Raw genomic sequence first — 12,049 nt, 5'->3', positions numbered from 1 at the left:
TGTCGAGTGTTTCCCCCGATTGGAAGGTCCGTTGGTCTACTTCGCCCTCTTCCTTGCCCTCGCGTCGCTCGTCTTCTGGGTCTACGTGCTCTTCGACGTCATCGGCTCGGACTCCGAGAGGATCCGTCTCCTGCCCAAACCGGTGTGGGCGGTGATCGTCCTGCTCCTGCCCAAGGTCGGCGCCGCGCTGTGGTTCCTGCTCGGGCGCCCTCCGCGCGACCCCGCGCTCGCCCAGGGCCCCGCGGGCCCGCCCCCGCCCTTCCCCGAGTACGAGCACCCCGGACGTGCCCGCGCCGTCTCTCCGGAGGAGGACGAGGCGTTCCTGCGGCGCTGCCGTGAGCGCGCCGAGGAGCAGCGCCGCCGCGCCAGGGAGATCCAGGAACGCGAGTCCCGGGAGCGTCAGGAGCGTGAGCACGGGGGACGCGACGCCGGAGGGGCGTCCGGCTCGGGCGACTCCCGCCGTGACGACGACGAGGACCCGGTCGGTCCGTCGTCCTGACCGCCGTCCGAAGGGCCCGGAGCACGCCGGATCCGCCGTCGGGCCAGCCCACGGGACCGGCGCCCACCCGTCCGGAGTAACCTGTGTGCCGCCCCGCCGCGAACCTGACCCGGAAGTGAACCGATGAACCGCTTGACCCTGCCGGTAGCGATCCTCGCCTCCACCGCCCTCCTCGTCACGGCCGCGTGCCAGAACGAACCGGAGACGCCGGAGTCACCGGAATCCCCCGAGGCCACGGAGGCCACGGAGACGGAGGTGGAGGTCCCCGACGTCGACGGGGCCACCCTGCACACCAGCGAGGGCGACATCGAGGTGGAGTTCTTCGCCTCGGACGCCCCGCGTGCCGTCACCAACTTCGTGGAGCTCGCCGAGGGGGACGGTCCGAAGAACGAGGAGACGGGCGCCGCCGAGTTCTACGACGGCACGGTCTTCCACCGCGTGATCGACGGCTTCATGATCCAGGGCGGCGACCCGACCGGCACCGGTCGCGGCGGCCCCGGCTACACGTTCGAGGACGAGTTCGACTCCGGTCGCGCGTTCGACGAGCCGGGTCTGCTCGCCATGGCCAACTCCGGCCCGAACACCAACGGTTCGCAGTTCTTCCTCACGGTGGAGCCCACGCCGCACCTGACCGGCCTGCACACCATCTTCGGCAAGGTCGCCGACGAGGAGTCGATGGAGGTCGTGGACGCGATCGCGGTCGTCGAGACGGACAGCGCCGACCGCCCCACCAGCGACGTCGTGCTGGAGTCGGTCACCGTCAAGCGCGCGGAGGACTGACCCCCGCGCGAGCGGACCGAACGGCGGCGGTGCCCTGGGGCGCCGCCGCCGTCGTCGGGCCACACCTCCGGGATCGTCAGCGCCGTCGCTTGGCTCTGGCGGCGCGGGCGCGCTCCACCGCGGGGCCGATCGCCTCGACCAGCCGGTCCACGTCCTCCTCGGTGGACGTCCGTCCCAGGGACAGGCGCAGACTGCTCAGGGCCGTGTCCGGGTCCGCGCCGGTCGCCAGCAGCACGTGACTGGGCTGCGCCACCCCCGCCGAGCAGGCCGAGCCGGTGGAGCAGGAGATGCCCCTGGCGTCGAGCAGCATCAGCAGGGCGTCGCCCTCGCAGCCGGGGAAGGACAGGTGCGCGATCCCCGGGAGACGCAGCTCCGGGTCGCCGTTGACCACCACGTCTGGCACGACGTCCCGGACCCGGGACTCCAGTTCGCCTCGGAGCGCGGTGAGGTGCTTGGCGTGCTCCTCGCGGTCACGGACGGCGGCGTCCACGGCGGTCGCGAGGCCGCGCGCCAGCGGGGCGGACAGCGTTCCGGAACGGATGTCGCGTTCCTGGCCGCCACCGTGCAGGACCGGGGTCGGGGCGAGCCCCCGGGCGACCAGCAGGGCTCCGGCGCCCACCGGACCCCCCAGCTTGTGCCCGCTGAGGGTCAGGGCGCTCACACCGCTCGCGGCGAAGTCCACCTCCAGCGCGCCCACGGCCTGGACCGCGTCCGTGTGGAAGGGGACTCCGTACTCGGCGGCGACGGCGGCCAGCTCGCGCACCGGCTGCACGGTGCCGATCTCGTTGTTGGCCCACATCACGGAGACCACGGCCACGGAGGCGGGGTCGCGGTCGATCGCCGCGCGCAGCACCTCGGGAGCCACACGGCCCACCGCGTCCACGGGCAGTTCCTCGCACACGGCGCCCTGGTGGTCGGCCATCCAGCGCGCGGGGTCGAGCGCGGCGTGGTGCTCGACGGCGCTGACCAGGACACGAGTGCGCCGGGGGTCCTCGGCGTTGCGGGACCAGTACAGGCCCTTGATCGCGATGTTGTTCGACTCGGTCCCGCCCGCGGTGAAGACCACCTCGTGCGGGGTGGAGCCCACCGCCTCGGCCACACGTTCTCGGGACTCCTCGACGGTACGCCGAGCGGTCCGTCCGTGGCCGTGCAGGGACGATGGGTTGCCGAGCGCGCCGAGCTGCGCCGCCACATCGGCGATCACCTCGGGGCGGACCTCGGTCGTGGCTGCGTGATCCAGATACACCATGGCGCATTCCAGGATACGTCCGACCACATCCGCCCCCATCCCCCGCCCCGTCTCCTCCTCCACGGGCCGTGCGGGCGGGTCCGCCGCGCCCGCCCGCCGTCGCGTCGTCCCGCCCCCGACACGTGGCCCGCTCCTCTTCCGACGCCTCCGTCCACAGGCCGACCACGACCTCCTCCGCGTCCGACCACGGACCGATAACCTTGGACCATGCCTGACTCCGTGCCCACGCCGCCCGCCTCGCCCGCCACCCCCTCCGGGGAGCACTGGCCCGCGCCCGTCGCGCGGCAGCCGGTGCGCGCCCGCGTCTCCCTTCCCGGATCCAAGTCCGTCACCAACCGGGCGCTGATCCTCGCCGCGCTCTCCGAGACGCCGTGCGTGGTACGCCGCCCCCTGGTGAGCAGGGACAGCGAGCTCATGGTGGGTGCCCTGCGCGCCCTGGGCACCCGGGTCACCGAACTCCCCTCCGACGACCCGGAGGTCCCGGACCTGTCCGTGACCCCGGTGGCGCCCCGGGGCCCGGCCGCCGTGGACGTCGGCAACGCGGGCACCGTCATGCGGTTCGTGCCGCCGCTGGCCGCCCTGGCCTCCGGGGACGTCCGCTTCGACGGCGACCCCCGCGCGCGTGAGCGGCCGGTGGACGAGCTGCTCGGCGCCCTGCGCGCGCTGGGCGCCGACATCGACGACGAGGGGCGCGGCGCCCTGCCGATGACCATCCACGGCACCGGTGCCGTCCGCGGCGGCGAGGTCACCCTGGACGCCTCGGGCTCCTCGCAGTTCGTCTCCGCGCTGCTGCTCAGCGGTGCCCGTTTCACCGAGGGCGTGCACGTGCGGCACGAGGGCCCGCCGGTCCCCTCCCAGCCGCACCTGGACATGACCGTGGAGATGCTGCGTGCCGTGGGCGTCCGGGTCACCACGGGCGAGAACGCGTGGAGGGTGGAGCCGGGTCCGGTCCGGGCCTCGGAGATCACCGTCGAGCCCGACCTCTCCAACGCCGCGCCGTTCCTGGCCGCAGCCCTGGTCAGCAAGGGTGAGGTGACCGTCCAGGGATGGCCCGAGCACACCACCCAGCCCGGCGACGCGCTGCGCGATCTCTTCACCCGGATGGGCGGCGAGGTCTCCCGCTCCGGTGAGGACCTCACCCTGCGTGGTACCGGCGAGATCCACGGGATCACCGCCGACCTGCGCGACGTGGGCGAACTCACCCCCACCATCGCCGCCGTGGCGGCCCTGGCCGACTCCCCCTCCCGCCTCACCGGGATCGCCCACCTGCGTCGGCACGAGACCGACCGCATCGCGGCGCTGGCCGCCGAGATCAACCGCCTGGGCGGGGACGTGGAGGAGCTGCCCGACGGGCTGCTCATCCGGCCCCGGGCCCTGCACGGCGGGGTCTTCCACTCCTACGACGACCACCGGATGGCCACGTCCGGCGCGGTGATCGGGCTCGCGGTGCCCGGGGTGGAGGTGGAGAACATCGCCACCACGCGCAAGACGCTGCCCGACTTCCCGGGTCTGTGGTCGGAGGTCCTGGCATGAGCCGCACGCGGGGCGGGGGCCGCCACCTGGACGAGGACGACATCCGTGTGCGCGCCCGAGGCGGCTCCAAGCCCCGCACCCGGAACCGGCCCAAGCACGAGAACGCCGTGGAGGGCCTGGTCACCGCCGTGGACCGGGGGCGATACCGCTGCCTGGTGAACGGTGTCCCCGTGGTGGCGATGAAGGCCCGCGAGCTCGGCCGGGGATCGATCGTGGTCGGTGACCGGGTGGACGTGGTCGGAGACCTCTCCGGCAGACCCGACACCCTGGCCCGCGTGGTGCGGGTACGCGAGCGCGCCTCCGTGCTCAGACGCACCGCCGACGACACCGACCCGGTCGAACGCGTGATCGTCGCCAACGCGGACCAGCTCGCGATCGTCTGCGCCCTCGCGGACCCGGCCCCGCAACCGCGCTTCGTGGACCGCTGTCTGGTCGCCGCGTACGACGCCGGGCTCGAGCCGCTGCTCTGCCTCACCAAGGCCGACCTCGCCGCGCCGGACGAGATGCTGAGCACCTACGAGCCCCTCGGGCTGCCCTACGAGGTGCTCGGCCCGGAGGGTGACCTGGACGAGCTGCGCGGCCGTCTCGCGGATCGCACCACGGTGTTCGTGGGCTCCTCGGGTGTGGGCAAGTCCACCCTGGTGAACAGACTGGTGCCGGGCACGGACCGGGCGGTGGGCCACGTGAACGCCGTCACCGGCCGTGGCCGCCACACCTCCACGTCCGCGCTCGCCCTGCGGTTCGAGGGCGGCTGGCTGATCGACACCCCCGGCGTGCGCAGCTTCGGCCTGGCGCACGTCTCCCCCGAGGAGATCGTGTCCGGGTTCCAGGACCTCGCCGCACTCGCCGCCGACTGCCCGCCCGCCTGCTCCCACCAGCCCGACGCCCCGGAGTGCGCCATCGGCGCGGCTCTGGCACGCGGCGAGGTGGACGCCGAGCGGGTGGCCTCGCTCCGCAGGCTCCTCAGCAGCCGCGAGGGCGACGACGACACCGAGGACGCCCCGCCGCCGCCCGGCCCCCACTCCTGACGCCCGCAGGGCCCGGGTGCGGTCGGCCTCTCCGGAGGGGTCGACCGAACGGGCTCAGGCCGTCCGGGCCCCGGTGTAGCCGGCGGGCAGGCGGTGTTCACGTCCCCAGGCCCCCAGGGGCTCCAGGGCGCGGTTCAGGCTGCGGCCGAGGTCGGTCAGCGAGTACTCCACCCGGGGCGGAACCTCGGAGAAGTCCTCACGCCGTACGATCCCGTCGTCCTCCAGCTCGCGCAGGTGCGAGGCGAGGACCTTCTCCGTGATGCCCGGCAGGGCGCGGCGCAGCTCACCGAACCGGTGGGGGCGTTGGTCGAGCGCCCACAGCACCAGCACCTTCCACTTGCCGCTCACCACGTCCATCGCTGCGTCGATCCCGCAGTGATACCCGTCCCGCCCCTGTTTGGCGGCCATGACCCCCACCCCGTCCACCTGCTCGCTTACCCCGAAGTGCGCGCCCACTCCGAAGTGCGTACTTGTCCCGTGCCGAGCGCGGTACAAGCCTAGACACATGACCAACGACAACAAGCCCCGCGTCGTCCTGCTCGGACTCGGCGCCATGGGCACCGCCCTCGCCCAGGCCTGGCTGCACGCCGGGTACCCCCTGACCGTCTGGAACCGCACCGCCTCTCGCGCCGAGCCCCTGCGCGCGCTCGGCGCCGACGTGGCCGCCACCGCCGCCGAGGCGGTCGCCGCCGGAACGCTGATCGTCACCTGTCTGATGGACGACGCCTCCGTCGAGGACGCCCTGGACGGGGCCGACCTCGTCGGCAGGGACCTGGTCGACCTCACCACGGGCACCCCGAACGAGGCCGACGCCCGCGCCGTGTGGGCGCGGGACCGGGGCGCCCGCTTCCTCAGCGGCGGCATCATGTCGAGCCCGTCGATGGTGGGCGTCCCCGAGGCCGGCGGGTACGTGTTCTACAGCGGCTCCCGGGAGCTCCTGGACCAGCACGAGTCCGCACTGGCGGCCGTCCTGGGCGTGCGCTACACGGGCTCCCGCCCCGGCTCCGCGGCCCTGTACGACATCGCGCTCCTCAGCGCCATGTACGGCATGTTCGCCGGGGTCTCCCACGCCTTCGCGCTGGTGCGAGAGGAGGAGATGCCCCTGAAGGAGTTCTCCGGCCTGCTCACCTCGTGGCTCACAGCCATGCTCACGTCCAACGACACCGTCGCCGACCAGCTCGACAGCGGTGACTACACCAGGGACGTGCAGGCCAACCTGGGGATGCTGGTGTCCGGCTTCCGCACCTTCGAGGTCGCGGCGCGGGAGCAGGACGTGGACTTCCGGCTGCTCGCGCCCTACCTGGAGCTGCTGGAGGAGCGCCTGGGCCAGGGGTACTCCGACGAGGGCACGGCGGGCGCCATCGGGCTGCTCGCGAAGTCCGCCTAGTCCGCGGGCGACCGGCCCGCCGTGCGGGCCCCGCGTGCGTGGGGTCCCGGCGGGCCGCTCACTGTGGTCGGGGGGAGGGGGCCTCGGGGTCGACGGTCCCGCCGCGGCGCCGGTCGTGGGCGCGGTCGCTCTCCGTGGACCCCTGGTCCACGGGGTCGCCGAGCGGCACCTCGCCGCGTTCGCTACGCCCCCGTCCCTCCGGCACCTCCGCCTCCTGACGGTCGACCAGCAGCATGCCGTGCACGACCGTCTCCACCCGGTGGGCCGCCCGGTCCGGATCCACCGGTTGGAGCGCGTACGAGACGGTCAGTCTCAGGGCGACGTCCGCGACCGCCTCCGCGGTGCCGGACGGCACCTGCGGGCAGTGCTCCGCCAGCGTCCAGGCGATGCGTTCCCGCAGCGCGTCCAGGAGCGGCGCCGCCCGGGTGGTGAGCACCGGCAGGAGCTGGTCGTCCCCGGTGACGACCGCGCGCAGCAGGGGGTTGTCCCGCGCGGCGAGGAGGACCATCCGGGTGGTGCGGCTGACCGCGTGGGCCGGGTCGTGGCCGTCGGCCGCCAACATCTCCTCGACGGTGTCCAGGAGTGCCGTGACCTCCCTCACCACCACCGCCTGGAGCAGGCCCTCCTTACTGCCGAACACGTTGTAGAGGGTCTGCCTGGACACCCCGGCGGTGGCGGCGACGTCGATCATCCGCCGCTCGCCCCAGTGCCCCGCCAGCACCTCGGTGTAGGCGGCGTCCATCAACCGTCCACGCACCCCGGTGCCCTCCCGGGGCCGTCTCTCTCCGCTCACGCCACCCATCCTCGCACCCCATCCCCGGGGTCGCGCTCCCCCTAACACTCTGGTCACGCCGGGGGCGGCGCTTTGGGCATGTTCGTGCCCGGGAGGGTAGCGTTACCGGCCATGGTGTCCTTTGACGATGATCTGCGGCTGGCCCACGTGCTCGCCGACGCTGCCGACGACATCGCGGTGAAGCGGTTCCGCGCCCTCGACCTGGTGGTCGACACCAAGCCGGACCTGACTCCGGTGACCGAGGCCGACCGCATGGTCGAGGAGACCCTGCGCGGCGTGCTCTCCCGCGCCCGTCCGCGCGACGCCGTGGTGGGCGAGGAGTACGGCCGGAGCGGCAACAGCAACCGCGTGTGGGTCATCGACCCCATCGACGGCACCAAGAACTACGTGCGCGGCGTGCCCGTGTGGGCCACGCTCATCGCCCTGCTGGAGGGCGACCGGCCCGTGGTGGGCGTGGTGTCGGCTCCCGCGCTGCACCGGCGCTGGTGGGCCTCGAAGGGCGGCGGCGCCTGGGCCGGCCGCAGCCTGTCCAAGGCCTCCCGCTGCCAGGTCTCCAAGGTCCAGGAGCTCTCGGACGCCTCTCTGAGCTTCTCGTCGTTGTCCGGCTGGGAGGACCAGGAGCGACTGGAGTCGTTCCTGGGACTGACGCGCTCCGTGTGGCGGACCCGTGCCTACGGTGACTTCTGGTCCCACGTGATGGTCGCGGAGGGCACCGTGGACATCGCGGCCGAGCCCGAGCTCTCGCTCTGGGACGCGGCCCCCCTGCCGATCATCCTGGAGGAGGCCGGCGGCCGCGCCACCAACCTGCGCGGGGACGGCTTCGAGGACGGCGGGCCCCTGGTGTGCACCAACGGCGCCGTCCACGACCAGGTCCTCACCTGGCTCAACGGCGGACCCACCCCGTTGCGCCGTCCGGAATAGCCACCGACAACCACGAAAAGCACCCGCGCGATTACTTTCAGTAGTAGCGTGCGCTGTGTGCTGACCACGACAACCCATCGACTCCGCGCGGTCGCGCTGTGCGGGGCGGCCCTCCTCCTGTCCACCGGGTGCGGCCAGGGCCACGGCCACACCCCGCAGCAGCTCAGCGAGATGATCGCGGACACGGTGCGCGACGCCGCCGCCTCGGGCCCGCTCGGGCTCGGTGTGCCCGACACCCTGTTCGACCCCGCCCGCTACGCGTGTTCCCCCGCCGTGGACCCCGGGCTCCCCGGCGGCTGGCGCAGTGAGGCCCCGCGCGAGGCCGTCCAGGACGGGGATCCGGTGGAACTGGGCCTCTCCGACGCGGAGGGCGCACACTCCGGCCAGGTGGCCGCCACGGTGACCGGCCCGTCAGGGGAGAACTCCACCGCGGAGGCCGGCACGTCCGACGGCGGCTGGGCCCGTCTGGACTACCCGGACGCCTTCGACGGAGCCGAGGAGCTCACCACCGGTGTGTACACGGTGGTGTGGTCGGACGCCGGCACCGGAGCCCCCATCACCTGCGACGGCTTCGAGGTCGAGTAGGCCCGGCCCGTGTCGTGACCCCGTGTGTCCGAGAACGGCCAAGAGAATGTTCCTCCCGGGCTGAACCGAAACCCCGCGCGTTGGCGATGGGTCTGGTGAAACCCCGCGCGACGCGGGGCGACCCGGCGCCGCCCCTCGCCGCGCCGGGCTCCACAGACACACGGGAAGGGGCTCCATGCTGCGTTCCCTCACAGCTGGGATCGTGCTGGCCTTCGCCGGTTCCCGAGCCAACGTGGCCCGCACCATCCTGTCCTGCGCGGGCATCGTCGTCGGTGTCGGTGCCCTGATCATGGTGGTCACCGCCGGTGAACTGGGCCAGCGCTACGCCACCGCGTTCGGCGAGGCCAACGCCGGTCGGGCGGCGACCATGGAGGTCACCGTCTTCGACAAGGTCACCGACCTCGACGCGTTCGAGGAGGACCTCGGACGCGCGGGCGGGCTGGAGGTCTCGGTCCACAACCGGTCCGAGTCACCGCCTCCGCTGCGCCAGGGCGACCAGGTCTTCCGGGAGGTCGACATCATCGGTGTGGACGTCGCCCTCGGGGACATCCGCCGGATCAACCTGACCCAGGGCCGGTGGTTCACCGAGGCCGACCTGGAGTCGCGCGCACCGGTACTGGTGGTCAACGAGGCCCTCGCGGACGAACTGGGCGACTTCGCCGACGTGCAGCTCGGCGACGGCCGCTGGTCGGACGTGCGGATCGTCGGTGTGACCCAGAGTTCCGTCTACGAACGGGGCTGGTACAGCGCCTATCTGCTGAACGCGCCCGCCACCGGGGAGATCCTCTTCGGCCCCGCCTGGTCCCCCGAGAAGCCGACGGCCTCACAGGTCACCTACCTGGCGCGGATCGACCCCTCCGACTCCGCCGCCGAGGAGATGGACTTCGGTGAGGAGTTCACCGACCGCCTCGCCTCGGCCAGCTGGCGCTGGGGGGTCGACAGCCGGGACAGCCTGATGGCCTACCGCGCCGACAACTCCGAGATGACCGACGAGCTCATCGGCTACCTCTCGCTCGGGCTGATCGGTGTCGCGGTGATCACCCTGTCCACGGGCCTGCTCGGCGTCCTCAACGTCGGGCTCGTCACGGTCCGGGAACGACGCCGGGAACTGGCCACCTACCGGGCGCTCGGCGCGAGCCGGTTCACCCTGTTCGTGGCCGTGGTGATGGAGGCGGTGGTGGTCGCGGTGGTCGCCGGTCTGATCGCCCTCGCGCTGTCCTGGTTGCTCGTCGCCGTGGCCTCGGTGGTCATCGGAAACCTCATGTGGCTGCCACCCGACATCAGCATGACCGTTCCGCCCTCCGCCGCCCTGGTGGGACTGGGCAGCGCGGCCGTCGTCGGGCTCTTGGCCGGGATCATCCCCGCGATCCGGGCGCTGCGCGCGTCCGTCGTCGCCGGGCTGCGGGAATAGGAGACACAAGTGAAGAAGTGGATCATCATCGGCGCGGCCGTCACCCTGGTCCTGGGGCTGCTCGGCTCGGGCTACCTCCTGCTGTCCAGCTTCGGCGGTGGGGCGGACGAGGACGAGTTCCTCGGTGAGGCGGCGGTGGACGTCGGCGGCGCCCCGATCGAGGTCGAGCTGGGCACGGTCAGCTCCCTGCTGGTGCTCGACGCCACGGTGCGTCCGGAGCCGGGCAGGGCGCTCAAGGCCCCCAAGGGGGGCACCGTCACCCACCTGTGGCTGAACAACGGCGACACGGTGGAGAACGGCGCTCCGATAGTCAACGTGAAGGTGCCCGCCGAGACCACCGCGGGGGCGGACGAGGAGGGTGAGGGGGCCGCGGCGTTCACCGAGGTCTCCCTGTACGCACCCACCGCGGGGACGATCAGGGGCATGGGTGACGTGCAGGTCGGTGACGTCCTGGAGCCCGGCGCGACCGTGGCGACCGTCGCCCCGGAGCAGTTCCGCGCGGTGGCCACGGTCCCCGCGAACGACCTGTACCGGCTCTACGAGGACCCCGACGACATCATGTTGAAGATCGACAAGGGTCCGCCCGCCTCGGAGTGCTCGTTCCTCTCCCTTGGTTCGGCCGAGGGAGGCGCCGCCGAGGAGCCCGCGGAGGACGAGTTCTCCGATGAGTCCGAGGGCGCCGGGGGCGGTGCCGAGCTGTCCTGCCGAGTCCCCTCCGACCTCCAGGTGTTCGACGGCGTCCAGGGACAGATGTCGGTGAGCACCGGCGAGGCCGAGGACGTCGTGGCCATCCCGGTGACCGCCGTGCGCGGCACCTCCGAGGAGGGCGAGGTCCTCGTGGTGGCCGAGGACGGTTCCGAGGAGCCCCGCGAGGTCACCCTGGGCCTGTCCGACGGCCAGTTCGTCGAGGTCACCGATGGCCTGGAGGTGGGAGACACCATCATGGACCCGGTCCCGCTGGACCCGCGCTTCGACGTTCCCGGGGCGGAGTCCGAGGAGGACTTCGACGAGGAGTTCTACGGGATGGGTGGCTAGATGACCGCCGACGCTCCCTGTCCGTCGGTCGTGGCCCCGCGCCGACCCGGTCCCCCGCTCCTCCAGGTGAAGAACCTGACCAGGCACTTCACGGTGTCGGGAACCCGGATCGACGTGCTGCACGACTGCACCTTCGACGTCGCCCGGGGCGAGGTCGTGGCCATCGTGGGCCAGTCGGGGTCGGGCAAGTCGACCCTGCTGAACGTCCTGGGCCTGCTCGACAAGCCGAGCACCGGTTCCTACGTGTTCGACGGTGTGGAGACCACGCCCCTGCGCGAGGGCCGGATGTCGCGGCTGCGCGGGGACGGGATCGGGTTCGTGTTCCAGCAGTTCCACCTGTTGGAGCGGCGCTCGGCCCTGGCCAACGTGGGTGTCCCCATGGTGCTCGGCGGGGTTCCGGTGCTGAGCCGCCGCAGCCGCGCGAAGGAGCTGCTGGAGTCGGTGGGGCTGGGGCACCGCCTCCACTCCCAGCCGCACCAGCTGTCCGGCGGTGAGCAGCAGCGTGTGGCCCTGGCACGGGCGCTGAGCCGGGAACCCGCGCTGATCCTCGCGGACGAGCCCACGGGCGCCCTGGACGCTGCCAGCAGCACCATGATCATGGACCAGCTGATCGACCAGGCCCGGGTGCGCGACGCCGCCGTGGTCGTGGTCACCCACGACCCCAAGGTCGCGGAGAGCGCGGACCGCGTGGTGGAACTGGTGGAGGGCCGCACCCGCTGAACCGGACCCCGGTGCCGCACGGGAACGGCGGCACCGGGGTCGGCTCATTTCACCGTGGGGCGGGAACACGAAGAAGCGGCGGGTGGGGTTTTCCCCCCCGCGCTTCCC

The 12,049-nt window shown here is 72.7% G+C and carries 12 protein-coding genes and 1 pseudogene; 10 read left to right on the top strand and 3 right to left on the bottom strand.

Features of this window, described 5'->3' with window-relative positions; all coding sequences use genetic code 11:
• Positions 1-31: 31 nt before the first annotated feature.
• Both ACRWK8_RS19480 and ACRWK8_RS19475 read left to right on the top strand, forming a co-directional pair.
• Complete coding sequence (locus ACRWK8_RS19480) at positions 32-499, top strand: PLD nuclease N-terminal domain-containing protein (RefSeq protein WP_352388179.1); 468 nt, start codon at positions 32-34, stop codon at positions 497-499.
• 123 nt (positions 500-622) lie between these two features.
• Positions 623-1,279 (top strand): peptidylprolyl isomerase, encoded by a 657-nt coding sequence (locus tag ACRWK8_RS19475; protein WP_378744650.1) that lies wholly within the window; start codon positions 623-625, stop codon positions 1,277-1,279.
• Positions 1,280-1,355: 76 nt separating this feature from the next.
• Here the strand turns inward: ACRWK8_RS19475 and ACRWK8_RS19470 are convergent, their stop codons facing one another.
• Entirely contained in the window at positions 1,356-2,528 is a 1,173-nt protein-coding gene (locus ACRWK8_RS19470) for a cysteine desulfurase family protein (RefSeq protein WP_431872010.1), read from the bottom strand.
• Positions 2,529-2,735: 207 nt separating this feature from the next.
• Here ACRWK8_RS19470 and aroA point away from each other — a divergent pair, with 207 nt between their 5' ends.
• Together aroA and rsgA are read left to right on the top strand one after the other, a co-directional pair.
• The gene (gene aroA, locus ACRWK8_RS19465) at positions 2,736-4,061 is read left to right on the top strand and encodes a 3-phosphoshikimate 1-carboxyvinyltransferase (RefSeq protein ID WP_378744630.1); all 1,326 of its coding nucleotides are present in this window, start codon (positions 2,736-2,738) and stop codon (positions 4,059-4,061) included.
• Positions 4,058-5,089, top strand: a complete 1,032-nt coding sequence (gene rsgA, locus ACRWK8_RS19460; RefSeq protein ID WP_378744611.1) for a ribosome small subunit-dependent GTPase A — start codon at positions 4,058-4,060, stop codon at positions 5,087-5,089. Before aroA ends, rsgA begins: the two co-directional genes overlap by 4 nt.
• Before the next feature lie 54 nt (positions 5,090-5,143).
• Here the strand turns inward: rsgA and ACRWK8_RS19455 are convergent, their stop codons facing one another.
• Positions 5,144-5,497 (bottom strand): winged helix-turn-helix transcriptional regulator, encoded by a 354-nt coding sequence (locus ACRWK8_RS19455; protein WP_378744594.1) that lies wholly within the window; start codon positions 5,495-5,497, stop codon positions 5,144-5,146.
• Between the two features lie 97 nt (positions 5,498-5,594).
• On the opposite strand from ACRWK8_RS19455, the gene ACRWK8_RS19450 reads away from it, so the two are divergent.
• Positions 5,595-6,476 (top strand): NAD(P)-dependent oxidoreductase, encoded by an 882-nt coding sequence (locus tag ACRWK8_RS19450; RefSeq protein WP_431872007.1) that lies wholly within the window; start codon positions 5,595-5,597, stop codon positions 6,474-6,476.
• A gap of 217 nt (positions 6,477-6,693) precedes the next feature.
• Here the strand turns inward: ACRWK8_RS19450 and ACRWK8_RS19445 are convergent.
• A pseudogene (locus ACRWK8_RS19445) lies at positions 6,694-7,278 on the bottom strand (TetR/AcrR family transcriptional regulator); the annotation flags it as partial.
• 102 nt (positions 7,279-7,380) lie between these two features.
• Here ACRWK8_RS19445 and hisN point away from each other — a divergent pair.
• From hisN to ACRWK8_RS19420, 5 genes are all read left to right on the top strand, one after another.
• A complete protein-coding gene (gene hisN / locus ACRWK8_RS19440) occupies positions 7,381-8,190 on the top strand; it encodes a histidinol-phosphatase (RefSeq protein WP_431872005.1) in 810 nt (269 codons plus the stop codon).
• 57 nt (positions 8,191-8,247) lie between these two features.
• Positions 8,248-8,775 carry a hypothetical protein gene (locus ACRWK8_RS19435; protein ID WP_378744559.1) on the top strand — a complete coding sequence of 176 codons (528 nt, stop codon included), beginning with the start codon at positions 8,248-8,250 and terminating at the stop codon, positions 8,773-8,775.
• 175 nt (positions 8,776-8,950) lie between these two features.
• The gene (locus ACRWK8_RS19430; protein ID WP_378744549.1) at positions 8,951-10,186 is read left to right on the top strand and encodes an ABC transporter permease; all 1,236 of its coding nucleotides are present in this window, start codon (positions 8,951-8,953) and stop codon (positions 10,184-10,186) included.
• A 9-nt stretch (positions 10,187-10,195) separates the two neighbouring features.
• Complete coding sequence (locus ACRWK8_RS19425) at positions 10,196-11,221, top strand: efflux RND transporter periplasmic adaptor subunit (RefSeq protein ID WP_431872002.1); 1,026 nt, start codon at positions 10,196-10,198, stop codon at positions 11,219-11,221.
• Positions 11,222-11,941 (top strand): ABC transporter ATP-binding protein, encoded by a 720-nt coding sequence (locus ACRWK8_RS19420; protein ID WP_378744528.1) that lies wholly within the window; start codon positions 11,222-11,224, stop codon positions 11,939-11,941.
• The last annotated feature ends 108 nt before the right edge of the window (positions 11,942-12,049 follow it).

Origin of the sequence: Nocardiopsis eucommiae (assembly GCF_965344335.1) — a bacterium.
GTDB classification, from domain to species: Bacteria; Actinomycetota; Actinomycetes; order Streptosporangiales; family Streptosporangiaceae; genus Nocardiopsis; species Nocardiopsis eucommiae.
The sequence above is the reverse complement of the archived record's forward strand: the minus strand, read 5'-3'. Positions and strand labels throughout refer to the sequence as shown.